The organism is Bifidobacterium criceti (assembly GCF_002286935.1).
GTDB lineage: Bacteria > Actinomycetota > Actinomycetes > Actinomycetales > Bifidobacteriaceae > Bifidobacterium > Bifidobacterium criceti.
Genome location: NZ_MVOH01000017.1, coordinates 117,474 through 141,952, shown reverse-complemented (window position 1 = coordinate 141,952; position 24,479 = coordinate 117,474). Strand labels below are relative to the sequence as shown.

Annotated in this window: 17 protein-coding genes and 2 pseudogenes; 5 read left to right on the top strand and 14 right to left on the bottom strand. The window is 64.9% G+C overall.

Features of this window, described 5'->3' with window-relative positions:
* Positions 1-27: 27 nt before the first annotated feature.
* The 4 genes and pseudogenes from B1526_RS07975 to miaB form a co-directional block, all read right to left on the bottom strand.
* A pseudogene (locus B1526_RS07975) lies at positions 28-2,154 on the bottom strand (DNA translocase FtsK); the annotation flags it as partial.
* Positions 2,155-2,222: 68 nt separating this feature from the next.
* A pseudogene (locus B1526_RS09440) lies at positions 2,223-2,739 on the bottom strand (DNA translocase FtsK 4TM domain-containing protein); the annotation flags it as partial.
* Positions 2,740-2,911: 172 nt separating this feature from the next.
* Entirely contained in the window at positions 2,912-3,958 is a 1,047-nt protein-coding gene (gene miaA, locus B1526_RS07970; RefSeq protein WP_095615514.1) for a tRNA (adenosine(37)-N6)-dimethylallyltransferase MiaA, read from the bottom strand.
* A gap of 69 nt (positions 3,959-4,027) precedes the next feature.
* Positions 4,028-5,470: a tRNA (N6-isopentenyl adenosine(37)-C2)-methylthiotransferase MiaB gene (miaB, locus tag B1526_RS07965; RefSeq protein WP_162287959.1), complete on the bottom strand. Its 1,443-nt coding sequence runs from the start codon at positions 5,468-5,470 to the stop codon at positions 4,028-4,030.
* Between the two features lie 177 nt (positions 5,471-5,647).
* Between miaB and B1526_RS07960 the strand changes: the two genes are divergently transcribed.
* Positions 5,648-6,352, top strand: coding sequence for a GTP pyrophosphokinase (locus B1526_RS07960; protein WP_407641016.1), 705 nt, complete (start codon positions 5,648-5,650; stop codon positions 6,350-6,352).
* A 131-nt stretch (positions 6,353-6,483) separates the two neighbouring features.
* Here the strand turns inward: B1526_RS07960 and B1526_RS07955 are convergent, their stop codons facing one another.
* The 5 genes from B1526_RS07955 to B1526_RS07935 form a co-directional block, all read right to left on the bottom strand.
* Positions 6,484-7,317, bottom strand: a complete 834-nt coding sequence (locus B1526_RS07955) for a Bax inhibitor-1/YccA family protein (RefSeq protein WP_095615511.1) — start codon at positions 7,315-7,317, stop codon at positions 6,484-6,486.
* A gap of 413 nt (positions 7,318-7,730) precedes the next feature.
* Positions 7,731-8,567, bottom strand: a complete 837-nt coding sequence (locus tag B1526_RS07950) for a nucleotidyltransferase domain-containing protein (RefSeq protein WP_201260147.1) — start codon at positions 8,565-8,567, stop codon at positions 7,731-7,733.
* Positions 8,564-9,202: a BUD32 family EKC/KEOPS complex subunit gene (locus B1526_RS07945; RefSeq protein ID WP_201260146.1), complete on the bottom strand. Its 639-nt coding sequence runs from the start codon at positions 9,200-9,202 to the stop codon at positions 8,564-8,566. The genes B1526_RS07950 and B1526_RS07945 overlap by 4 nt, the downstream gene beginning before the upstream one ends.
* 308 nt (positions 9,203-9,510) lie before the next feature.
* Positions 9,511-10,158: a response regulator transcription factor gene (locus B1526_RS07940; RefSeq protein WP_095615596.1), complete on the bottom strand. Its 648-nt coding sequence runs from the start codon at positions 10,156-10,158 to the stop codon at positions 9,511-9,513.
* A gap of 67 nt (positions 10,159-10,225) precedes the next feature.
* The gene (locus B1526_RS07935) at positions 10,226-11,431 is read right to left on the bottom strand and encodes a sensor histidine kinase (RefSeq protein ID WP_095615510.1); all 1,206 of its coding nucleotides are present in this window, start codon (positions 11,429-11,431) and stop codon (positions 10,226-10,228) included.
* A 158-nt stretch (positions 11,432-11,589) separates the two neighbouring features.
* On the opposite strand from B1526_RS07935, the gene B1526_RS07930 reads away from it, so the two are divergent.
* The 3 genes from B1526_RS07930 to B1526_RS07920 are packed head-to-tail and all read left to right on the top strand — an operon-like array spanning position 11,590 to position 15,184.
* Positions 11,590-12,597: an ABC transporter ATP-binding protein gene (locus B1526_RS07930; RefSeq protein ID WP_095615595.1), complete on the top strand. Its 1,008-nt coding sequence runs from the start codon at positions 11,590-11,592 to the stop codon at positions 12,595-12,597.
* Positions 12,598-12,627: 30 nt separating this feature from the next.
* On the top strand, positions 12,628-13,896 hold the full coding sequence (locus B1526_RS07925) for an ABC transporter permease (RefSeq protein ID WP_095615509.1): 1,269 nt from the start codon (positions 12,628-12,630) through the stop codon (positions 13,894-13,896).
* Positions 13,883-15,184, top strand: a complete 1,302-nt coding sequence (locus tag B1526_RS07920) for an ABC transporter permease (protein ID WP_235607109.1) — start codon at positions 13,883-13,885, stop codon at positions 15,182-15,184. Before B1526_RS07925 ends, B1526_RS07920 begins: the two co-directional genes overlap by 14 nt.
* Positions 15,185-15,261: 77 nt before the next feature.
* Here the strand turns inward: B1526_RS07920 and B1526_RS07915 are convergent, their stop codons facing one another.
* The 3 genes from B1526_RS07915 to B1526_RS07905 all read right to left on the bottom strand — a co-directional run bounded on the left by B1526_RS07915 (position 15,262) and on the right by B1526_RS07905 (position 18,674).
* The gene (locus B1526_RS07915) at positions 15,262-17,337 is read right to left on the bottom strand and encodes a GmrSD restriction endonuclease domain-containing protein (RefSeq protein ID WP_095615508.1); all 2,076 of its coding nucleotides are present in this window, start codon (positions 17,335-17,337) and stop codon (positions 15,262-15,264) included.
* A complete protein-coding gene (locus B1526_RS07910) occupies positions 17,327-17,911 on the bottom strand; it encodes an isochorismatase family protein (RefSeq protein ID WP_095615593.1) in 585 nt (194 codons plus the stop codon). The genes B1526_RS07915 and B1526_RS07910 overlap by 11 nt, the downstream gene beginning before the upstream one ends.
* 106 nt (positions 17,912-18,017) lie before the next feature.
* Complete coding sequence (locus B1526_RS07905; protein ID WP_095615507.1) at positions 18,018-18,674, bottom strand: sugar O-acetyltransferase; 657 nt, start codon at positions 18,672-18,674, stop codon at positions 18,018-18,020.
* Between the two features lie 129 nt (positions 18,675-18,803).
* On the opposite strand from B1526_RS07905, the gene B1526_RS07900 reads away from it, so the two are divergent.
* Positions 18,804-19,067: a hypothetical protein gene (locus B1526_RS07900; protein WP_095615506.1), complete on the top strand. Its 264-nt coding sequence runs from the start codon at positions 18,804-18,806 to the stop codon at positions 19,065-19,067.
* Positions 19,068-19,179: 112 nt separating this feature from the next.
* Here B1526_RS07900 and acnA read toward each other — a convergent pair whose 3' ends face one another.
* Entirely contained in the window at positions 19,180-21,882 is a 2,703-nt protein-coding gene (gene acnA, locus B1526_RS07895; protein WP_095615505.1) for an aconitate hydratase AcnA, read from the bottom strand.
* Positions 21,883-21,942: 60 nt separating this feature from the next.
* Entirely contained in the window at positions 21,943-24,465 is a 2,523-nt protein-coding gene (locus B1526_RS07890; RefSeq protein ID WP_095615504.1) for an HAD-IC family P-type ATPase, read from the bottom strand.
* Positions 24,466-24,479 lie beyond the last annotated feature (14 nt).

Below are 24,479 nucleotides of genomic sequence, written 5' to 3'. Positions count from 1 at the left end.
CTCAGATTACTCCACGCCCTCTGACAGTCAGGATTCGGGGGCCGCCGCCGGCTGCGCGTCCGCACCGCCCGTGAGCGACGTCGTCTCACCCCGGATGAACGCGAGTACCTGCGGCAGGTCGTTCGGCTGCACGAGCACCTCGCGCGCCTTCGAGCCTTCCGATGGCCCGACGACGCCACGCGACTCGAGCAGGTCCATGAGGCGCCCCGCCTTCGCGAAGCCGACGCGCAGCTTGCGCTGCAGCATCGACGTCGAGCCGAATTGCGAACTGACGACGAGCTCCGCGGCCTGGAGCAATTCGTCCATGTCGCCGCCGATGTCCTCGGTCGGGTCGAGTTTCGATTTCTCCGCTTCGGCGGCCATCTGCTCGATGTCCTGACGGTAGTGCGGCTTGCGCTGCTGGCGCACGAAGTCGACGGCCTTGCGGATCTCCGACTCGTTGACCCACGCGCCCTGCACACGGATCGGCTTGGCCATGCCCATCGGCATGAACAGTGCGTCACCCTGCCCGATGAGCGTCTCGGCTCCCGTCGCGTCGAGGATGACGCGCGAATCGGTCGCCGACGATGTCGCGAACGCGAGCCTCGACGGGATGTTCGCCTTGATGAGGCCGGTGACGACGTCGACCGACGGACGCTGCGTCGCGAGCACAAGATGCACACCCGCGGCGCGCGCGAGCTGGGTGATGCGCTGGATCGAGCTTTCGACGTCGTTCTTCGCGACCATCATCAGATCCGCCATCTCGTCGACGACGACGAGCAGGTACGGATACGGCGCGACCTTCCTGTTCGAACCGGCGGGCGCATGCACCTTGCCGGCGCGCACCGCCTCGTTGAAGTCCTTGACATGGCGGAATCCGAAGAACTCGAGGTCGCTGTAGCGCGCGTCCATCTCCTTGACGACCCATTCGAGCGCCTGCGCGGCCTTCTTCGGATCGGTGATGATCGGCGTGAGCAGATGGGGGATGCCCGCATACGCGGACAGTTCGACGCGCTTGGGGTCGACCATGATCATGCGCACCTGCTCGGGCGTCGCGCGCATGATGATCGACGTGAGCATCGAATTGATGAAGCTCGATTTGCCCGATCCGGTCGCGCCCGCGACAAGCAGATGTGGCATCTTCGTCAGGTCCGCGGTCACGAAATGGCCCTCGACGTCCTTGCCGACGCCTGCGAGCATCGGATTGGGGTCGTTGACGGCCTTGTCGGAGCGCAGCACGTCGCCGAGATGCACGATCTCGCGGTCGACGTTCGGGATCTCGATGCCGATCGCGCTCTTGCCCGGGATCGGCGAGAGGATGCGCACATCCGAGCTCGCGACGGCGTAGGCGATGTTCTTGTCGAGGTTCGTCACCTTCTCGACCTTGACGCCGGGCGCGACCTCGACCTCGTACTGGGTGACGGAGGGGCCACGCAGGAAGCCGACGACCTTCGCGTCGACCTTGAACTGCTCGAACGTATTGTTGAGCGCACGGATGACGTTGTCGTTCGCCTGCGTGTGCGCCGCGTGCGGCTTGCCTTTCATGAGCAGGTTCGGGTCGGGCAACCGGTACGGGACGAGCTCGGCGCCCGCGGCCGCGTCGCCGCCGGCCGTGGATGGTGGTGCCGGCGCGGCCCCGGCGCCCGCTTCGTGCGCATGCGGCGCCGTGGCCGCTTCGGGTCGCCGTGCATCCATGTGGGTGTCCGTATGGGTGTCGAGCACCTCCCCCGTCTCAGGGGAAACGAGAAGCGTCGGGGCGCCGTCATCAAGCGCGCCCCACGGGTCGGCGGCCGCGACGGCCGGCATCGACCCCGACGGCAGCGGCGTCGTCCTCGGCTCGGGCTGCTGCGCCGCCCATGTGTTCGAGTCGATGCTCCGCGTCGCGTCGTCGTTGTAGGCGCCGCCGCTGCTCACGGTGCGCGGGCCGCCGACGACTCGCGTCTCGGCGGTGTCGCCGTGCCGGCTCACGGCGTTGACGAACGCCTCGTCGCCCGCGTATTCGTCGAGCGAGCGGTCCACACCCTCGTTGCGGTGGCGGCGGAACAGACGGCGCAGGAAGCCGCCCTTGCGTTTCGGCCCGTCATGGTCATCGCCTTCATCCTCACCGTCATGTGACGGCACGCCTTCGGCGAAGCGCATCGTGTCATCGCCGACGCGCACTTCGTTCGGGAACTGCGCATCGTCGCGCACCTCACCGTCCATGTCGTTCGCATGCTCCGGTTTGCCGAGCAGCGCGCGCACCTTGTCCGGCACGTCGGTGACATGTGTGCGGGTGATGAGCAGAATCGAGAACAATGCGGAGACAACGAACACGATGATCGCGAAAGACTGCGAAAGCCCCCATGCGAGCGGAGAGCCGACAAGGAAGCCAAACAGGCCGCCCGCACGTTGCAGGTTCGCCCAGGAGAACTCCTTCGTGTCGGCGGCGATGACGACATCGATGATCGAGCACACCGACCACAGCAGCATCGCCCAACCGACGAGGACGCTCGTGTTACCCGAGCCCTTCCCCGAATTGCGGATGAGGCGGATCGACACGAGCACAAGCAGGACCGGCACGACGACGCTCATGACGCCGAACAGCCCGGACGCGAACGCATGCAGGCCACGGCCGAGCGGACCATCCACACGGAACCATTCGGATCCGATGAAGAACACGGCGAACACGATGAGCACGAAGCACAACCCGTCGCGCCGGTACGCCGGGTCGTAGTCGCCGACGCTCACCTTGCGTACGGCCGCGCCGAACGCACGTGGTATCGCGAGGAGCGCCTTCTTCCAACCGGGCTCGTCCGCCGTCGCCGGCTGCGCGCGCTTCGCGGACGTACCGCCGGACGGGCCTCCCGAGCTCGCCTTGCGCGGTTGTTTGCTTGCATTCGAGGATGTCGATCGTGCCATAACAGTCCTTGATTCTACCGCGGGGCCGCGTCGGTCACGCGAGGTCGCCGAGATGGTGCTGCACGTAGTCGTCCGCATGCATGTCGATCGCATCATAGCCGCCCTCGTCGGCCACATCGATGATCCGCATCGCGACGTCGACGAGCTCAGGATTGAGCGCCTGGAGCCAATGGATGCGCGGGTCGCGGCCGAACCACCCCATCTGCTTGCGTGCGAGGCGCTTCGTCTTCTGCGCGACGAGGAACCGCGTCTCGTCGAGGTCGGCGAGCCCGTCAAGGTAATCGATGACCTGCTGGTAGCCGAGCGCACGCGCCGCGGTGACGCCGAGATGCGTACGCACACGCCTGACCTCGTCTACGAATCCTGCGTCGAACATCGCGTCCGTGCGCATGTCGATGCGCCTGTCGAGGTCCTCGCGCGGCATGTCGAGGCCGAGTTGGACCGACGGGATGACGTAACGGTACCGCGGCAGCGACGCCGAATATGGTTTGCCGGTGACCGCGATCACTTCGAGCGCGCGTATCGTACGCCGTGGGTTGTGGGGGTCCATACGCGTCGCCGCCTCGGGGTCAAGGCGTTTGAGCTCCTCGAACAGCACGCCTGGCCCTTCGCGTTCGGCGCGCCGTTCGAGTTCCGCGCGCACGTCGGGGTCGGTTCCCGGGAATGTGATGTCGTCGATCGCCGCGCGCGCGTACAATCCCGATCCGCCCACGAGGATCGGGCGGATGCCCCGCGCCTGCAGGTCGGCGATGCATGCACGCGCCATGTGCTGGAACCGCGCGACCGACATCGTCTCGTCCGGTTCGATGACATCGAGCAGAAGGTGCGGCACGGCGGCGCGCTCGCGCGCGTCCGCCTTCGCCGTGCCGATGTCCATGCCCTTGTACATCTGGTACGCGTCCGCGTTGACGATCTCGGCGCGTTCGCCGCGCGCGGCGAGCCGCTGCGCGATCGCGATGCCGAGCCCGGTCTTGCCCGACGCCGTCGGTCCGACGATTGACACGAGGCGTGGCGCGACGAGCGGCCCGTCCACGATCGTGTCCGCGCCCGTCACCCGTTCCCCGTCCTGTGCGCTGTCCATCCACCGATTCCTTGATATTGAGATTTGATATTGAGATATTAAATATGTTGTGATGGTGTTCACTGCCGGTCAATGCCGCACGCGGTACGTCTGTCCGGCCGCGACGTCCGGATCGGCGATGAGGTTGTGCACACCCGCGTGGGTCACGGTCGCCGTCACGAAGTCACCGACCCCGGGCATCGGCTCGCCGTCCGGCACGCCGACATGCACGAGCACACCCGTGCGTTCGCGGCCGGTCACACGATGCGTTTCGCCGTCCTTCTTGCCGGCGTGCCCGGTCACCATGACCTCGACGTCACGCCCCTCGAACCCCTTGAGGTTCTCAGCCGTGATGCGTTCCTGCACCACGAGGAGGCGTTCGATGCGCTCACGAGAGACCTCATAGGGCACCTGTTCCATCGCGGCCGCCGGCGTGCCCGGACGCGGCGAATAGATGAACGTGAACGCCGACGAGAACCGCGCCTGTTCGACGACACGCAGCGTCTGCTGGAAGTCCTCCTCGGTCTCCCCGGGGAAGCCGACGATGATGTCGGTCGAGATCTGCGCGTCGGGCATCGCCTCGCGGATCTTGCCGAGGATCGCAAGGAACCTGTCCGAACGGTACGAACGCCGCATCGCGCGCAGAATGCGGTCGGAGCCCGATTGGAGCGGAAAATGCAGCTGGTGCATGATGTTCGGCGTCTCGGCCATCGCGGCGATGACATCGTCGGTGAACGCCGCCGGATGCGGCGACGTGAACCGCACACGTTCGAGGCCCTCGATGCCGCCGCATGCGCGCAGCAGTTTCGAGAACGCGTAACGATCGCCGATGCCATATCCATACGAGTTCACGTTCTGCCCGAGCAACGTGACTTCCTTCGCGCCGTCGGCGACGACGGCGCGGATCTCGTCGAGCACGTCGCCGGGGCGCCTGTCGCGTTCCCTGCCTCGCGTCGTCGGCACGATGCAGAACGTGCACGTATTGTTGCAGCCGACCGATATCGCGACCCACGCCGACGTCTTCGACGCACGGTGCACAGGCAGGTCGCTCGGGAACGTCTCAAGCCGTTCGGCGACCTTCGTCTGCGCCTTGCCCGTCACCTTCGCCCGATCGAGGAGCGAGGGCAGGTCCTCGATGTTCCGTGTGCCGAACACGGCGTCGACCCACGGTGTGCGCGCCGCGATCCTGTCGCGGTCGAGCTGCGCCATGCAACCACCGATCGCGATCTGCATGCCGGGACGTTCCCGTTTCATCTTCGCCCACAGTCCGATCGTCCCGTACATGCGTTCGGCGGCGTTCTCGCGCACCGCACATGTGTTCATGACGATGAGGTCGAGGTCGTGCGCCTGTTCCTGCTCCTCGCTCGCGCGCACATAGCCCGCCGATTCAAGCACGCCTGCGATGCGTTCGGAATCGTGCACGTTCATCTGGCAGCCAAGCGTGTGCACGCTGAACACGCCTTTGCCGCGAGCGCCCTGCGTGTCCGCGGGCGCGAGCGCGCGTTCCTCTTCGGTCATCATCTCTTCGTTCATACCGCACATGCTAACGGAGGGCGGGCACAGTGGCGCGCCGCGGCGCCCACGTGTCTTTCAGCGTTCCGGCAGGGACGTTCGCTACAATGGCCGACTGTGATACTTGACCGACAGAACCGTGTGAACACGAACGAACTCCGCGCACGGCTGAGCGCGATCGTCGACGAACTCGGCGAGATCGGCTCCCCCGACGGCACCGCGTCGTTCGCGGCGTCGGAAGTGGACACCGTGACCGAGTTCATCGACCAGTTGCAGGTGTACGAGGGCGCGATGTACGAGATCAGCACGAAACTCGAGATCCTCGATTCCGAATTCCAAGTGCATTTCTCACACGACCCGATCCACCATATGGAACGCCGGCTCAAATCGATCGATTCGATCATCGAGAAAATGCGGCGCAAGAACCTGCCGCTCACCGTGCAGTCGATGCGCGACAACCTATTCGACGTCGCCGGCATCCGCGTCATCTGCAACTACCGCGACGATGTGTATTCGGTCGCGAACTACCTGTCCGCACAATCGGACATCCAGGTGCTTCGCGTCAAGGACTACATCCTCAACCCCAAGCAGAACGGGTACCGTTCGCTCCATGTCATCTACGCGGTGCCCGTGTTCCTGTCATCGGGCGCGCATTACACGCCCGTCGAGGTACAGTTCCGCACGATCGCGATGGATTATTGGGCGAGCCTCGAACATGCGCTGCGGTACAAGACCGACCTTCCCGACGCGAAACTGAACGAGCATTCGCAGACTCTCCTCGATTGCGCGCGTTCGCTGCAGAACGTCGAAACACAGATGCAGTCGATCCACCGGGACATCAACGGCGCACCGCAAGGCACGCAGGCGCCGGAGACGTCGCTGCACCCGCAGCGCATCAGCTGACGGCGCCACGTGCACCCGCGCATGCGTGCGGCGTCATCCATACGCATATGGGCGGTGCGTCACGCGCTCCGTGAGGAGACGCGTGACGCACCGCCCATATGCGTATGTGCATACGTGTGCGCCGGTTGGCGTCAGTCCCTGCTCAATCCCAACAGCTGCAGGATGTAGAGGAACATGTTGACGAAATCGAGGTAGAGGTTGAGCGCGCACAGGATCGAGACACGCTTGATCATCTCGGGGCCCTGCGACGCGTACTGCGCGAAGACGCGCTTCGTGAACTGCGCGTCGTAGATCGTCATGCCGGCGAACAACACGATGCCTATCGCGGCGACGACCTTGAGCATCGTGTTCGACGGGGCGACGAACATGAGCACGACCTGCGTGACGATGAGCACGATGAGGCCGATGACGAGGACCGGGCCCGCTTTGAGCATGTTCGCCTTCGTCGTCAGGCCGAACATCGTGAGCGCGAGGTAGAACACGGCGCTGATGAGGAACGCGTAGCCGATCGTCGTGATGCTGTACGCGCTGAAGATGACGCTCAACGAGAAGCCCATGAGCGCCGCGTACACGTAGAACCACACACGTGCCGTCGACGATTTCATGTTCATGACACGCATGCCGAGGTAGATCGCGATGCCGACCTCGACGATCATCGGCAGCCACACGCCGAGCATGCCCGTCGCCTCGATAAAGCGCTCATAGAGGTGTGTCATCTGCGTGACGATCGCCACGAGGCCGGTGAGGACGAGCGCGATCGTCATCTCGCCGTACGCGCGCGTCATCGAGACATGCTCCGCGCGTTCGGTCACATAGGTCGGCTGCACATTGTACGCGCCGCCCGCGCCGTTGTACATCGTCCCCGCGCCGTTCTGCGGGGCGCCATACATGCCATACTGCGGCGCCATGCCGTATGGCTCCTGGCCGTTCGGGCGGCGGCCGCCCGGCTGCTGACCGTATGTCATTCGTTCTCCTTGTAGGTTGCCTTGCCTTCGATTGGCTCCATTCTACCGTCGCCACCGTCTCCCGTCTGGAAATACGCTGGGAACACGCCATGCGGCGGCCGAAGATTCGCACTATCTCCACAACAGCCGGCAAAGCCGTGGTATTCCGCGCGTTTATGCCGCAAGCATACGCGCTACACGGCGGCATGACGCGTCAGTACGGCATAGCGGCACGCCGCCGCGACGACGAATGGAGCGGCGGCGGCTGCGTCCCCGACACCAACGGTTGTACACCGCGGCGGCGGCGCACCGCACAGCCGTCCGCGGCGTACGGATGGACGTACTAGGTGGCAGCGCCGCCACCGACTGCCACGCACAGGTCGCCAATGGACGCACTGTGCGGCGCCGACGCACGATGCGACCGTCGGCAACGATCACCGCGGCGCACCGCACGCCGTCATATCGACGAGGCGCTTGAGTTCGCCGGTCATCCGTGCGAGCGTGCGTCCCGTCGCGTCGACGTCGGTGAACATCGACGCGAACAGCGCGTCGAGGTCCTCGTCGAAATGCGCGGGCAGCAGCGTGGCATGGTCGCGCGCGTAGCGTGCCATGCGCTTCTCCCCCGGATGCGTGAGCCGATTGAGCGCGAACAACGCGTCGAAATACGATGCGAGGTACGCGGCCGCGCGGTGGTTGACGCTCACAAGGTCGCCACGTGCGGCCGCCTTCGCGATCTGATGGTCGTATGACGGCAGCTGTCCGCTCAGCAGCCGCATGTTCGTATCGATGATGTTCGCGCGCAGCGCATCCGGATATCCGACGTCGTACCGTGCGCGCAGCGCTTCGAGGCGCCCGTCGCGGTCGAAGAGGATGCGGCAGCCGAGCAGGTTGTGCCACATGCACGTCGTGTAGCCGTCCGACGCCTCTCCCTCGTCGACGACGGCCGCGATGCCGCGCGCGAAATCGTTGAGGCTGCGGTAGAGGATGTCGATGTCGACGCCGTCGTTGAGCGTGCAGTCATCCTCAAGTTCCCAGAACGCGTTGCCTATCTCGGCGTACCGGCAGTGTTCGCCGATGATCGCGGCGCGTTTCGTTTCGCTCGGCAGCGCGTCGCAGTAGATGTACAGGTCGTAGTCGCTCGTCTCGTCGTATGCGCCGCCCGCGCGCGATCCGCCGAGCGCGACCGCCGTCACTTCGGGCAGCTGTGCGAACGCGCGCCACAATGCCTCGAACGGTTCCATCGTCTCTTTCTTCTCCCCTCGGACGTTCATGTTGTCTCCTTGATGTCATCGGTCCCATGGTGTGTGGTATCGCCGTCGCCGCCATCGTCGTTCGTGTGTTCGGCGACGTACGCGAGGTACTCCGGCGTGCGGTTCCAATACTTGATGCCCCAGTGCTCGAAATCCCACTCCTCCATGTACGCGTTGCACTCGTAGTCGATATAGAAGATGTCGTCATCGTGCACGACGAAATTCGTCGGGAAATAGTCGATGTTCGTATGCGCCGCGTACAGCATGCGGCACGTCGCGCGCATCCACTCGACATGCCATGGCCGCACGGCGCCGGCGGCGACGAGGTCGTAGATCGTGGGACCTTCGATGTACTGCTTGAGGATGCGTTCGGCGTCCTCGTCCACGTCGACCATCTCGGGCACATTGACGCCGATCGACTTGAGCGTACGGTAATCGTTGAGCTCGGATGCGAGCTTGTCGCCGAATTGGTAGTAGGCACAGGGTTCGTGGTGGATCTGCTTGAGCACATAATGGGCGCCGTCCGCATCCCGCACGAGGTACGAATAGCCGCCTTTGCCTTTGCCGAGCAGACGGACGACGTCATACGACGTGCCGTTGACGCTCATCGTGTGCACGGCGTCCGCCTGTGTCCGCGTATCGTTCGTGGTATCCATATCGAAATGATAACCTATGCAGTATTGAAAACAGAAATCGTAGTTTCTGCAAATTTTTCAGTATGACAACATTTGCAACACCGATATGGACAGTGTCTCCATTGTTGCTGTAGACGACTTCGTCAGATAACGCGCGGACGCACCGTGCGGCGGTGCCGCAACCGACAGCCGTATGCAGCACACAGATGGACGTGGAGTGCGGCGGCGACGCAGCGCACAACTATTTGCTGCGCACACATGGCTGCACCGTGCGGCGGTGCCGACATACACAGCCGACTGCAGCAGACCTGCCGCTGCCACCAACGCCGTCAGTGGCAGCTGAGCCATTCGACGGCGAGTTTCGTGCGGTTGGGGATGTTCGTCTTCGCGAGGATGTCGCTTATCCGGTTGCGCACCGTGCCTTCGCTCAGATGCAGCTGCGCCGCGATCTGCCGGTTGTCGCAGCCTTCCGCGACGAGCATGGCGACGTCGCGTTCACGTTCGGTGAGCCGCGCGAAGCGTTCGTCCTCGGCGAGCGGCACACCATCCGTGGTACCGTCATCCGCCGCGCTCGCGGGCATGGCGAGCTGCCCGAGCACTTCCGCACCGAGCACGACCTGCCCCGCCATGACGGCCTGCACGGCCGGGATGACCGACGAGACGTCCTGTTTGATGAGGTACCCCTTCGTATGCAGCTGCACGGCGCGCCGGATGTAGTCGGCATCGGCGAACGTCGTCAGGATGAGGATCCTCGCGTCCGGATGCGCGTCAAGGATCCGCGCGGACGCGTCGAGGCCGTCCATGTCCGGCATCTGCACGTCGATGAGCAACACGTCGGGCACGTGCCGCCCGTATTCACGGATGGCCGTCGCGCCGTCGTGCGCCGTCCACAGCACCGCCGCCGTGTGCGTCGCCGTCAGGATCGTCCCGATTGACGAGCAGACGATTGGATCGTCATCGACTATCGCAACCGAAATCATTGTGTTCCTCCCGTCATCCGCGTGCTCCATGTTTGGTTTCCTTCGTCATATGCATACGCGATCATCACGCCACCTTCCTCCCGCTGCCGTCCGCGCGCCCGTCCCGACCGTCCGCAGGTTTCGGCACCGAGACGAACACACGCCATCCGGTGCCGTATGGCCCGCACGTCGCGTTGCCGCCGAGCGCACGCGCGCGCTCCTCGATGTCGGCAAGTCCGATGCCCGCCTGCCAAGCACCTGCCGTGCGCGCGGGCTTGCCGCCGTTGTCCTGCACGATGAGCTGCCACAGGCCCGGCAGGTCGATGAGCTTCACCGTGGCCTCGTTCGCCGTGCCATGCCGCACCGCATTGGTGAGCGCCTCGCGGATGACCGCAGCGAAACAGCGCGCGACCGCGGCCGGGGCGTACCCGATGCCGTCGGCCAGATGCACCGTCAGCGGAACACCCTCGTCGACCATTGCGGCGTCTTCGACCATGCTGTGGAAATCGGTGCCCTCGTCTTTCAGGTCGTGCACCGACGCGCGGATCAGCGTCATCGCCTCGTCGAGCGTGGCGCCGATCTGGCCGAACTGCGCGGCGTGCTCGGCGTCGCCCACCGTTATGGCCACCACGTGGTCGGCCTGCGTCATCATGATCGCGCGTGTGAGGACGTGGCCCACGTTGTCGTGGATCTCACGGGCGATGCGCGTGCGTTCGTTGAGCCGGGCCTGCCGCATGTCGGCGGTGCGCTGCGCCTCGACATCGGCGATGCGCGCATGCGACAGGCGCAGCCGTTCACGCCGTGCATCGGCGAGCGCACGGTAGCGCATCTGCGAGCGCAGGCCATCGGCACGCAGCCAACCCGCCACGGCGGTCAGCACGGTGAGCGGCACCAACAGCATGCAGGCGAGCGCACGCGCGTCGTGCGGCCACACGCCGCCGATGCGCATCAGCGCCATGCCCGTCACCACGCAAGCCGCCGTACATGGTGCCGCCGTGAGTGCATATTTGGCATGGCGTGTGCGTGGCGTGGCGCAGAACACGAGTTGATAGGCCAGATCGCACGCCACGAGCGGCAGGAACATGGCCCATGTGGGAATGGCGACCGCCGCCACGCAGAATGCCATGCTCAAGGCGAGCCATGCCTTCGTCTCGACGAGCGCGGCGAGCGCCGCCAGGCAGACCGCCACGAGCAGGCCCACCACGGTGGCCACGGTGATGTCGGAGCCGGCCAGCAGGGCGAGCAGCGTGCAGATGACGGCCATGAGCACATGGACTGCGATGTCCGCCATGCTGCGCTCCTTTCCGTGCCGTGTGCGTGGTACCGGTTCCATTATCGGGCACACCGTGCCTGCCGCAATGCGTATCGTGACATTTGTCACCACTGTTTCACGAAATTGGTGATGGCAGGCACGGTGTCGGCGCACGCCCGCTTGGAACAATGGTTGGCATGAACACTACAGCACCGACCCCGGCGAGCGCCGCACAACGCATTGCGCAGCCCACCCCGGCCATCCGGGTGACCGAACTGGTCAAGCATTATGGAGACAACCTGGCCCTCGACTACCTGAGCATGGAGGTGCGCCGAGGTGAGATCTACGGCCTGCTCGGACCGAACGGCTCGGGCAAGACGACCGCGATCAACTGCATCCTCGGCTTGCTCACCTATGATTCGGGCGAGATCCGCATCTTCGGCAAGCCGATGGGCCCGACGAGCTATGACCTCAAACGCCGCATCGGCATCATCCCGCAGGACATAGCCGTGTTCAACGAGCTGACGGTCGAGGAGAACATCTCGTACTTCTGCTCGCTGTACGTGGCGGGCCGCGCGCGCCGCAAGGGGCTCGTCGACGAGGCGATCGCGTTCGTGGGGCTCAACGACTACCGCACATACCGCCCGCGCAAACTCTCCGGCGGCCTGCTGCGCCGACTGAACATCGCGTGCGGCATCGTGCACAAGCCGGAGCTCATCTTCTTCGACGAGCCGACCGTGGCCGTCGACCCGCAGAGCCGCAACGCGATCCTCGAAGGCATCGAGCAGCTCAACGCGCAGGGCTCCACCATCGTGTACACGAGCCACTACATGGAAGAGGTCGAGCAGATCTGCGACCGCATCCAGATCATCGACCACGGCCGGCAGATCGCCCTCGGCACCGCCGACGAACTCAAGCGCATGATCGACGTGGGTGAGCGCATCAGCATCGAAGCGCCGACGCTCGCGGCGGACGCGAACGCGCGCGAACGCACCATCGCCGCCCTGCGCGCCCTGCCCGCGGTGCACGACGTGGCGTTCGAGCAGGACACGCTCACGATCTCGTGCGCACAGGGCGCGCACAATCTGATCGACGTGCTGCAGGCGTTGCGGCAGGCGGATGTGCCTGTCGGCCACGTGAGCTCGCATACGCCGACGCTCAACGACGTGTTCCTTGCCCTGACTGGCACCGACCTGCGCGACTGACCGCATGCGCATACGAAAGGAGAGACCACGATGTGGAGCACGTTCCTGACCACATTGCGCATCAATCTGCGCGAAAAATCGTCACTGTTCTGGCTGTTCTGCTTTCCGATCCTGCTCTCGACGATGTTCCTGGGCATGTTCGGCAACCTCGGCGCGACCTATGAGATCACGACGATGCGGTTCGCCGTGGTGGCGAATGGCGACTACTGCAAGTCCGAAGGCGCGCAGCAACTAGTCGCCGCGATGCAGCGCACGCCGGTCGCCCTGCAGGCATGCGGCACGGCACCCGCCGCGATGAACGTGGATTCGGGCGGCACCGACCTGCGCGACCTACTCGATGTGACGGCGGTGGACAGCGCCACCGAGGCGACCGACCTGATCAACACCGACACCGATGTGCGTGGGTTCCTGACGGTGGACGGCGACGGCCTGCTGCATATGACGATCAGCCGCGCGACCGTCTCGAGCGTGAACGACACGATGAGCACCCCCGGACTGCCAATCTCGTTGAGCATCCTCGACGGCGCGATCGGCATGTTCAACCGGCAGGCGCTCACCGTGGCGCAGATCGCGGACACCGACCCCGCCGTGCTGCGCGACGCCGGATTCGCGGCTGCCATGCAGGAGACGCCGGACTTCACGCGTCAGGTGCGTCTGACGAACTTCAAACCGGACGAATCCGCACGGTACTACTATGCGCTCCTCGCGATGACCGCCCTGATGGCGATGACGTTCGCCGTGACGACCGTGTGCTCGACGCAGGCGAACCTCTCCGCGCTCGGCATGCGCCGTTCGCTCGCGCCGCTCTCGAGGTTCCGCCAGCTCATGGGCGGGTTTCTCGCCAGCTGGCTGTGCACGTTCTGCTCGCTGCTCGTGGCGCTGCTGTACATCCACTTCGTGTGCCGCATATCGTTCGGCGGCCGTTGGGCGGCCACCATGCTCGCGATCGTCGTCGCCTCGTTTGCGGCGAACGCACTCGGCACACTGCTCGGCTCATTGCCAAGGCTGTCCGCCGGCACGAAAATCGGCCTGACGACCGCCCTCTCATGCGCACTCTCGCTCCTGAGCGGTCTGTACGGCTCCGGCGCGATGGCGCTGAGCGACTGGATCCAGCGCAACGCGCCGATTGTCGCGACGATCAACCCCACGCAGCAGGTGACGAACCTGTTCTACGACATCCTCTACTACGACTCATATGCCCCATTCTTCCGCACCGTCGGCATCCTGCTGACGATGGCCGTACTCGCCCTCGCATTGGCGACCGTGTTCCTCAGGAGGCAACGCTATGCACACCTTTAAGACGACGCTGAAGGTCCTGCTGGCCCAGAAACTCATGATCCTCATCTATGTGGTGTGGTTGTGCCTGATGATGTTCGGCCTGAGTTGGACACTGATCACCGACCTCTCCGCATCCGACAGCTCGGTCCACTACGAATCCGCCAAAGCGGACGTGGCCGTCGTCAACCGCGACCCGCACGGCGGCGAACTGGTCGGTGCGATGCGCGAGTTCCTCGCGAAAGACTGCAATCTCGTCGACGTCGGCACGACGGGCGAGGACCTGCAGACGGCCGCCGCCTCGAACTACGCGGACCTGATCGTGATCGTCCCCGATGGCTACACGCAGCGCCTCGCCGATGCGCTCGCGACCAACGGCGACGAGCCGAAACTCGACGTGGTCGTCAGCTTCACCGGCGCCTACGGCTCGCTCGCGAAACTCCAGGTGGACGACTTCCTGCGCCTGACGCGCATCGAAGCACTCTCGCAGCAGACGCAGACAGGGGCGGTTGTGACGCCCACGGCGCTCAACACGGCGGCTGACGCTGTCATCGACACGCTCGCCGACGACGCGAGCGCCTACCCACAGATCAGCGTGGCCGACGATCCAGGCGCCGCGAGCGACAAGCAGGAGTCGGCGCGCACCGCCTATGTGATGACCGTCAAAATGGGTGTCTATCCGCTGCTCGCGGCGATGCTCGTGTGCACGGCGCTCGCGATGAACGCGTTCTCCGCGGTGAATGTGCGCCGCAGGCTGTATGCCTCGCCACAGCACACCGGTGCCATGGTCATGCAGGAATTCGCCGCATGCGCACTCTTCGGCGCAATCGTCAGCCTGCTGTATTGGGGCATATCCATGGCGCTGCCCGCGCTCGCCGGACTGCCGATCAACGGCATACCCATGCCGACGCTCCTCTACTCCGGCGCCTCGCTCGTGCTCTACGCGCTCGTCGGCGTGGCGAGCGGCTTCATGATCAGCATGCTGTCGGCGAACTCCGTCGCCGTCAACGCAATCGCGAACGTGTTCGGCCTGCTCGTCATGTTCACCTCAGGCATGGCCTTCCCGATCGACATGATGCCGCATGTGATGATCATCATCGGCAAACTGCTGCCCGGCTGGTGGTTCTGCCAGTCGATCGACGCGGTCAACGGCATGGATGGCCATATCGATGCGGGGCTGTGGCTCGCCAACAACGCGATTGTGCTGCTCTTCGGCGTGGCGTTCATCTGCCTTGGGCTCGCGTTCTCGAAGCTACGCCGTTCGCGCCCCGAGCTGGCGGCCCCGGGCACGACCCAACTCGCCGAGGCGTAAGGCGCTGTCCGCAATCCTGCCAATCCAAGGAGGGCGGCCACCGTGCACGGTGGCCGCCCTCCTTGGATTGGCAGGCGCTACATCATCGCGCGGTACGCCTTCCAGATGTCGCTCAACGCACGCCCATCGGATTCCCGCTTCCAGACGTTGAGGCTCGCCGTCGACCCGCCGATCTGCCGTGCCGCGGCCGTCGGCGTCGCGTATTCGGTGCCGTCCTCTCCCTGGAACCCGGTTTCAGTGACGGTGATAATCCACGCCTCATGCTTGCGCGGCCGGTTCCACACGAACCGGTCCCCCGGCTTGAGCAGCCCCGCGCGCACCACTTCGGCCACCGCCACGCGCTTCGACGTGCGCTTGGACCGGTGCGCGATGCCCGACGTGTGCGCCGCGGCCGCGGCCTGCTGTTCGGCGATCACCACATCACCGCGATCGATGCGCCAGGCCTGCGCGATGAGGTCGATGATCTGCCGCTGCCGCAACTCCAGATATTGCGGGGTGATCATCTCCAGATCGCGCAGCGCGCGTGTCAACGGGAACCGCCGCGAACTGGCGTCGCGCACCATCAGGTCGCGCCGTGCGCCGAAGTCGTCCACGCCGTTGAAATTCCGCGGCGCCTTCTGCGTAAGCACGAAGTTGCCGATCCGTTGCGCCCAGTAGTCGCATGCGCCCGCCGGCCACGTGGCGAACTGCGAGCCCGGCGGCACCCGTTCGGGGATGATCGGCACGGCGTTGAGACTGCGCGGACGCGTGATGCGCCCACCGGCGAGTTGTTCGTTCGCGCGGATGAGCAGCAACCGCCTCATGTTGGCGTCAATCGCAAGCTCGCCGCGCAAATGCAACATTGCCATCCGCTGCTCGTCGGCGCCGACACTGAACCCGGCGATGCGCTGTAGCGGCAGTCCCTTCTTCAGGTCGCGCACGATTGTCGCGGCGCGCGTGCGCCGGTCGAGCTCCGACTTGCCGTTGAGGCAATCGATGCCGGTCACGCGGTCGAGCATCTCGAGGACCTGCACGAGACGGTCGCCGTCGTGCACCGTCACGTGGGCGCCTGCATGGCCGCTGCGTGAGAACACGACGGTGTCCGGATCGTTGAGGTTGTTGAGCGAATGCACGAGCGCCCACAACGCGACCGGCTTCCAATCGTCGTACGGGTAGTCGTCGAATCCGGAAAGCAGGTCGGTGACTTTGCGCGGCAGCAGGCTTTCGCTCGGCCGGTGCAGGATCTCGTCGCAGATCGCGTATGGGCGCAGCACGTCATCGATGAATTCGATGCACTGCCCTTTGCGGATGTACCCGTCGAGCACATGGTCCGTGAAATCGGCGATGAGCGACTCGCATAGGGGCGTACGCGTGAAGATGAGGTCGAGGTCGGCGAAGAACCGTTCGATGCGCGCGTTGTCATCGCCCATCGGCTCCATGATGTCGTCCCAGTACCGCGCATAGACCGTGCGCGCGGCGCTCGAAATGCCCGAGACGACCTTCGCTTTGAACACGTCGGACGGTGTGAGCGGCATGCCGCGCATATTCATGACGTCGAATATGCGGTAGGCGCCCGAAATGTCGTCCGTCGCGACGATGACGAACATGACGTCGTTGACCAGATACGCCGCGAACTGCCGTCGCTCGTCGTCGGCCATCGACGCGAGCATGTCGTACGCGCATTTCGTGTTCATCTGGATGTTGCGTTGCGCCTGCGTCGCGATGTCCGTGTCGCGCAGGTCGAACAACGCCTCGAGGTCGCCGTGCTGCACGTATTCGCGGAAGAACTCCTCATCCTGCTCACGTAGCCTCAGGCGCGGCTCGGTCTCGATGCCGCGCAGTTTGTCACCTGCTTCGGTGAGCAGGCCGGCGAGGCTCGCGCCCAGCTGCGGATCCTCTTCGAGCGTGAGCAGCACCGCGAAGATGATCGACAGCGACACAAGCCGCTGCTGCCCGTCGATCACCTGGTGCAAACCGTGCTCGTCGTGCACGAGGATGAGCGAACCCAGGAAATACGGCCCGTCGTGCACGGCGCATGCGTCCATGACGTCTTCGAGGAGCTGCTTCATCTGCGCGTCATGCCAACTGTACGAGCGTTGGAATGCCGGGATCGCAAAACGGTAGTCGGAAGTGAATACCCTGGACAGCGGCTTTTCGCTCGCACTAATCGACATACTCGTCCCCCTCGATGATCGTGATCCCAGCCTGCCGCATCTGTTCGACGGCCGCCTTGCCCAACTCCTCGCTCACCGGCACGCTCAGGTCTTCGTACACGCGCACCTCGTAGCCGCGCGCCGCCGCATCGAGCGCGGTGTCACGCACACAATGCGACAGCGCGATGCCCACGATGTCCACGCGCGACACGCCCTCGGCGGCGAGCAGCGCATCAAGTGTGCGGCCCGCGGCGAGCGCCTCGGCCATATCGTCGCGCGTGGGGATGGCGCTGCCGTTGTCTTCGACTCCTTCAAACCCGGAGTATGCGGCACTGTACTGCCCCTTCTTGATGTGGTGCGGCACATGGAGCGACTCAATCGCCGGGTGCAGGAGCGCGTTCGGCGTGCCGGCTGCGCCGTGCACCGGCCATGTGTCCACGAAATCGGGATTGTCCGACCAGTGGCTGCCGGGTTCGATATGCCAGTCCTGCGTCGTCGCGATGAGCGCGTACCGGCCGCGGTTCCGCTCGACAAAACCACGGATGCGTTCGGCGACCGCATTGCCGCCCACCACGGCGAGTTCGCCGCCCTCCATGAACGTCGGTTGTACATCAACGATGATCAGTGCTGTGTTGTTTGTGCCCACGTGCACATTCTATAGCACGCGACGCAAAGCATGCCCCGTGCGTGCCGAACTCGCGTCACATGCTTTTCCAAGCACGGTATTCCGCGGCTTTCGCACGCCACCGATCACGTTCGGCGTCGTCGATGGCGCGGATGACGCGGGCCGGGTTACCCACGGCCACGCTGTGCGCGGGGATGTCCTTCGTGACGACCGCCCCGGCGCCGATGACGACGTCGTCGCCGATCGTCACGCCCGGGCAGACGGTCACGTTCGCGCCGAACCACACGTCGTTGCCGATGCGGATCGGCAGGCCGCCTTCGAGCTGCGCGTTGCGCGTCCGCGCATCGATCGGGTGGTACGGCGTATACAGGCCGACGCGCGGGCCGAAGAACACGCTGTCGCCGATCGTGACCGGCGCGACGTCGAGGATGATGCAGTCGGTGTTCGCGTAGAAATCGCGGCCGATTGTGATGTTGCACCCGTAGTCGCAGCGGAACGGCGGTTCGATGTGCGAGCCTGCGCCGTACGTAGCGAACAGTTCACGGAACAGCCGTTCGCGTTCGTCGAACGCGTCCCAGGCGCTCGTGTTGATCGCTTGTTGGAGGCGGCGACGGCGTGCGCCGAGTTCGTGGAGGTATGCGTCGTCGGCGATGTACAACGCGCCGGAACGCATACGCTCGTATTCGCGCGTATCGGAAGTCGTGTTCGCGGTGTCATTCGTCGTGTCGTCCATAGGACAGGATTCTACGTCGTTGCGCTGAGCGGCGAGCGTACGGCGGCGCATGGGGCGGCTGCCTATAATGGCGTCAGTGTTTGCCAACGATGGCATCATATGAGGAAAGAGCGACTAAGGAGCATCGCCATGGCCGGAACCATCTATACGATCCTGTTCACGATCATCATCGCCGCACTGAGCATCTGGGTGCTGTACTACGTGATTCGCGCCGCCGTGCGCGCCGCGATCATCGACGCGTACGAGGAGATGGGCAAGACGAAGGCGCCCGTCACGAAGGACGACAAACTTCAAGCGCAGCGCGAGGCGCTCCAGGAGGAACGCGTGCGTGCGATCGTCGCCGACGAGCAGCGCAAGCAGGCGGCGAAGGCCGCCAAGGAGCAGGGCAAGTAAGCTCAAATCTCACAAGACATACCAACTCACAAGACATACCAAGAGGGAGGGCCCGTCCACACAACTGTGGACGGGCCCTCCCTCTTGCGTTGGCGCTCTGGTGCGCGGTGCGTCACTCGCTCATCAGGTTGCGCAGCACATACTGCAGGATGCCGCCGTTGCGGTAATAATCGGCCTCACCCGGCGTGTCGATGCGCACGACCGCTTCGAATTCGGTCTTCGAACCGTCCTTGTGCGTCGCCTCGACGTGCGCGGTCTTCGGTGTCTCGCCATCATTGAGCGTGTCGATGCCGGTGATCGAATAGGTCTCGGTGCCGTCGAGGCCGAGCGATCCGGCGGATTCGCCCTCGGGGAACTGCAGCGGCAGCACGCCCATGCCAATGAGGTTCGAACGGTGGATGCGTTCGAAGCTTTCGACGATGACGGCCTTGACGCCGAGCATCGCGGTACCCTTCGCCGCCCAATCGCGCGACGAACCGGTGCCGTACTCCTTGCCTCCGATGACGACGAGCGGCGTGCCGTTCGCGATGTAGTCGCGCGACGCCTCATAGATCGTCGTCGGCTTCATCGCGAGGAAGTCATAGGTGTAGCCGCCCGGCTTGACCTCTTCGCCGACCGACGCGAGCAGCATGTTGCGCAGGCGGATGTTGCCGAACGTGCCGCGCACCATGACCTCATGGTTGCCACGGCGCGAACCGTACGAGTTGAAGTTCTTCGGCTCGACGCCATGCTCGATGAGGTACTCGCCCGCGGGGCTCGTCGCCTTGAAGGCGCCGGCCGGCGAGATGTGGTCGGTCGTGACCGAGTCGCCGAGGAACGCGAGCACACGGGCGTCGCGGATGTCCTCGACCGGCGCCGGCGTGGCCGTCATGCCATCGAAGAAGGTCTGCTTGCGCACGTACGTCGACTCCGGGTCCCAGGCGAACAGCTCGCCTTCGGGGACATCGAGGCCCTTCCAGCGCGTATCGCCTTCGAACACGGATGCATAGTCGTTGAGGAACATCTCACGGCTCACATTGCCGTTCACGACCTGCTCGACCTCTTCGTTCGTCGGCCAGATGTCCTTGAGGAACACCGGCTTGCCCTCCGGATCGGCGCCAAGCGGCTCCGTCTCGAAGTCGAAGTCCATCGTGCCAGCGAGCGCGTAGGCGATGACAAGCGGCGGCGACGCGAGGTAGTTCATCTTGACGTCCGGGCTGATGCGGCCTTCGAAATTGCGGTTGCCGGACAGCACCGCGGTCACCGTGAGGTCGTTCGCGTTGATCGCCTCGGAGATCTCCGGCAGCAGCGGGCCGGAATTGCCGATGCACGTCGCGCAGCCGAAGCCGACGAGCTGGTAGCCGAGCCGGTCGAGATCGTCCTGCAGCCCCGCCTGCTTCAGGTAGTCGGCGACGACCTGCGAGCCCGGCGCGAGCGAGGTCTTGACCCACGGTTTGGGCTTGAGGCCCTTGGCGACGGCATTGCGCGCGATGAGGCCGGCCGCGATCATGACGGACGGGTTCGACGTGTTCGTGCACGATGTGATCGACGCAATCGCGACGTCGCCGTTCTGGATGTCGAAGTCGCCGCGGAAATCAGTCGAGACGTGCACGGGATTGCCGTTCGTCTTCTCGGTCACATAGCCGGGCAGCGTCTCCTCGAACGTCGTCTTCGCATGCGTCAGTTCGATGCGGTCCTGCGGGCGCTTCGGGCCGGCGATCGACGGGACGACCGTCGACAGGTCGAGTTCGAGGTATTCGGAGTACTGCGGCTCGACGTATGCCGGGTCGTTGACGTCATGCCACAGCTTGTTCGCTTTCGCATACGCCTCGACAAGCGCGACCTGCTCCTCGGGGCGGCCCGTCAGGCGCAGGTAGTCGAGCGTGACGTCGTCGATCGGGAATATGCCGCACGTCGAACCGAACTCCGGGCTCATGTTGCCGATCGTCGCGCGGTTCGCGAGCGGGACGGACGCGATGCCCTCGCCGTAGAATTCGACGAACTTGCCGACGACGCCGTGCCGGCGCAGCATGTCGGTGATTGTGAGCACGACGTCGGTCGCCGTGACGCCTTCGGGGATCGACCCTTTGAGCTTGAAGCCGACGACGCGTGGCACGAGCATCGAGATCGGCTGGCCGAGCATCGCCGCCTCGGCTTCGATGCCGCCGACGCCCCAGCCGAGCACGCCGAGGCCGTTGACGGTCGTCGTGTGCGAATCGGTGCCGACGCACGAGTCGAGGTACGCGAGCGTCCTGCCGTCCGCGGCAGCCTTGCGCATGACGACCTGGGCGAGGTATTCGATGTTGACCTGGTGGATGATGCCGGTCCCCGGCGGCACGACGCGGAAGTTCTCGAACGCCTGCTGCCCCCAGCGCAGGAACTGGTAGCGTTCGCCGTTGCGCTCGTATTCGATGTCCATGTTGATCTGCACGGCGTCGTCGACGCCATACGCGTCGATCTGCACGGAGTGGTCGATGATCATGTCCGACTGGACCTGGGGGTTGATCACCTCGGGGTCGCCGCCAAGCTCCTTGACGGCGTCGCGCATCGTCGCAAGGTCGACGACACACGGCACACCGGTGAAGTCCTGCATGACGACGCGTGACGGCGTGAACTGGATCTCGTGGCTCGGATCGGCCGCGGGATCCCAATCGAGCAACGCCTTGACGTGCCCGTCGGTGATGTTGGCGCCGTCCTCGTTGCGCACGAGGTTCTCGACGAGCACCTTGAGCGAGTAGGGAAGGTAGTCGATGCCTTCAAGGTCGGCGATGCGGTAGTAGTCGTACGACTGCTCCCCGACGCTGAGGACGTCCAGCTGGTCGTCGCGCATGGACATAAGGTCTCCTCCGATGGTTGTCGAATTGATGATTGGCTCACACGATACCGTGTGGATGTTTCAGCGCTTCGAGATGCGCTTGTATTGTGAGATGACCGAACGCATCGTCTTGGGCAGGAACTTGGGGAACAGCCACACACTCAGCGCGAAGAGCAGCGTCGCGATGACGATCTGCGCGCCGAGGGTGAGCAGACCCTTGCCGCCGGGGAGTTCGAACGCGAAGAAGCGCGCGATGAACGGGATGCACATGCCGATGACGCCCGCGGCCGCGAACGCCGCGACGAGCCAGCCGCGCCACGAATTGAGCGGTGTCGCGACGCGCGCGAGCACATAGATGCCCATGACGAACAGCACCGTCGCGCACATCGAACGCCACAGCAGCTGGTCATGCGCCGTCGCGACGCCGTCCCAGCCCATGAGCTTCGGCACGAACCAGGCGGACAGCAGCACCGAAAGCGCCGTCGCGACGCCGCACGGCACCGAGAACGCGAAGACGCGGCGCAGGAACCCGGGGATGTACCGGCGCGTGTTCGGCGCGAGCGCGAGCAGGAACGCGGGGGCGCCGATCGTGAGCGCGCCGATGTAGCTGATGTGCCTCGGCAGGTACGGGAACGGGATCATGCTGAGCACGACGCCGAACGAGATGAGCGCCGAATAGACGGTCTTCGTCAGGAACAGACTCGCGACGCGTTCCATGTTCGCCATGACCTGCCGTCCGCGTGCGACGACGTCCGGCAGATGCGAGAACTTCGAATCGACGAGGACGACTTCGGCGACCGCTTTCGTCGCGGGCGCCGCGTTGCCCATCGCGATGCCGAGGTCCGCTTCCTTGATCGCGAGCGCGTCGTTGACGCCGTCGCCGGTCATCGCGACGACGTGCTTCTGCGTGTGCAGCGCCTGCACGATTTGTTTCTTCTGTTCGGGCAGCACGCGGCCGAGCACGTCGACGTTCTCGAGCACGCGCGCGAGTTCGTCGACGTCCTGAGGCAGTGCGCGCGCGTCCATCGCGACCGGTTTGCGGTCGCCGGTGAGTTTGACCTTGCCGGCGATCGCGCCGACCGTGACCGGATTGTCGCCCGAGATGACGCGGCAGCGCACGCCCTGCTCGCGGAACCATGCGAGTGTCGGTTCCGCGTCGTCACGGATATGCTCGGAGCACAGCACGATCGCGGCCGGACGCGCCGTGGCCTCAAGCCGCGGATTGGTCGCGAAATCCGCCGGCACGTCGCCTGCCATATGCGCGATGAGCAGCACGCGCATGCCGTTGTTCGCATAGTCGTTGACTTGGTCGAGCACGTCCGGGTACTTGTGCGCGAAGCCGGAGAGCAGCACTTCCGGCGCGCCCATGTACCACACGCCGCCCCGCCCTTCGTGCGGTGCGTCGTGGAACGCGACGGCGCTCCATTTGCGCGCGCTTGAGAACGGCACGCGTTCGAGTTGCGCGCTGCCGGTGAAGCCCTGTTCGCCGAGCCCCGCGAGCACGGCGCGGCCGGTGCCGTTCGGGCTTTCCTCGTTCGCGAGGTCGTAGAGCGCCTGCATCGCCTCATGCTTGTCGGCGCAGCCGGGAAGCGCGATGAAGTCGTCGTAGACAATGCCGCCGTCGGTGATCGTGCCGGTCTTGTCGAGGTTGAGGCAGTCGACGCGCGCGAGCGTCTCGACGGAATCGAGGTCCTGGACGAGCGTGTTCTTGCGTGCGAGCCTGATCGCCGCAAGTGCGAAGTTGAGCGATGTGAGCAGCACGAGCCCTTCCGGGACCATGCCGACGACGCCCGCGACCGACGAGACGACGGCGCGCCTCCATGCGCCCGTCGCGATCGCGGCCGACCAGCCGCCGACGGTCTTCATCTGCGTGAGGATGAGCAGGATGCACAGTGGCACGACGAGGAACGTCATGAACTTGAGGATCGTGTTGATGCCTTTGTTGAGGTCGGAGACGTTCTTCTTGTACACCTTCGCCTGCGCGGTGAGCGTCGCGGCGTAGCTGTGCGCGCCGACGGCGGTCACGTGCACGAGCGCGATGCCCGAGACGGCCGTCGACCCCGAATAGACGGTGTCCCCTTCCTTTTTGCGCACCGTGCGCGATTCGCCGGTGATCATCGACTCATCGAGCTCAAGCCCCCACGTTTGCACGATCGTCGCGTCCGCGGGCACTTGTTCGCCCGAACGCAGCCACATGTAGTCACCGAGGACGATGTCGTTGTGCGGGACGTCGACATCCTTGCCATCGCGCCGCACGAGGTAGTCGGATGCGACGAGGATCGACAGTTTGTCGAGCGTGTGCTTCGCGCGCAGCTCGGTGACGATGCCGATGCCGGTGTTGATGATGATGACGAATCCGAAGACCGCGTCCTTCCACGATCCGGCGATGAGGACCATGACCATCGCCGTGAGGATGATGCCGTTGAACAACGTGAACACGTTCGCTCGTACGATGTCTGCGAGCGAACGCGACGTCGACGATGCGACGGCGTTCGTCTGCCCCCGTTCGGCACGGTCCTCCACTTGCGCGTCGGTGAGTCCCCGTTCGTCCACGTCCGGCATCTTCGGTTGTGCGGACGCCGCCGCATTCGTCGTTTCGCTCATGCGCGACAGTCTAC

Bases quoted from the DNA above. Each gene is read 5' to 3' on its own strand.
- B1526_RS07955 (WP_095615511.1), bottom strand. From the start codon at position 7,317: ATGACATACGGTCAGCAGCCGGGCGGCCGCCGCCCGAACGGCCAGGAG.
- B1526_RS07925 (WP_095615509.1), top strand. From the start codon at position 12,628: ATGTGGAGCACGTTCCTGACCACATTGCGCATCAATCTGCGCGAAAAA.
- B1526_RS07920 (WP_235607109.1), top strand. From the start codon at position 13,883: ATGCACACCTTTAAGACGACGCTGAAGGTCCTGCTGGCCCAGAAACTC.
- miaA (WP_095615514.1), bottom strand. From the start codon at position 3,958: ATGGACAGCGCACAGGACGGGGAACGGGTGACGGGCGCGGACACGATC.
- B1526_RS07930 (WP_095615595.1), top strand. From the start codon at position 11,590: ATGAACACTACAGCACCGACCCCGGCGAGCGCCGCACAACGCATTGCG.
- acnA (WP_095615505.1), bottom strand. From the start codon at position 21,882: ATGTCCATGCGCGACGACCAGCTGGACGTCCTCAGCGTCGGGGAGCAG.
- B1526_RS07945 (WP_201260146.1), bottom strand. From the start codon at position 9,202: ATGGATACCACGAACGATACGCGGACACAGGCGGACGCCGTGCACACG.
- B1526_RS07905 (WP_095615507.1), bottom strand. From the start codon at position 18,674: ATGGACGACACGACGAATGACACCGCGAACACGACTTCCGATACGCGC.
- miaB (WP_162287959.1), bottom strand. From the start codon at position 5,470: ATGAACGAAGAGATGATGACCGAAGAGGAACGCGCGCTCGCGCCCGCG.
- B1526_RS07935 (WP_095615510.1), bottom strand. From the start codon at position 11,431: ATGGCGGACATCGCAGTCCATGTGCTCATGGCCGTCATCTGCACGCTG.
- B1526_RS07890 (WP_095615504.1), bottom strand. From the start codon at position 24,465: ATGAGCGAAACGACGAATGCGGCGGCGTCCGCACAACCGAAGATGCCG.
- B1526_RS07900 (WP_095615506.1), top strand. From the start codon at position 18,804: ATGGCCGGAACCATCTATACGATCCTGTTCACGATCATCATCGCCGCA.
- B1526_RS07915 (WP_095615508.1), bottom strand. From the start codon at position 17,337: ATGTCGATTAGTGCGAGCGAAAAGCCGCTGTCCAGGGTATTCACTTCC.
- B1526_RS07950 (WP_201260147.1), bottom strand. From the start codon at position 8,567: ATGAACGTCCGAGGGGAGAAGAAAGAGACGATGGAACCGTTCGAGGCA.
- B1526_RS07910 (WP_095615593.1), bottom strand. From the start codon at position 17,911: ATGGAGGGCGGCGAACTCGCCGTGGTGGGCGGCAATGCGGTCGCCGAA.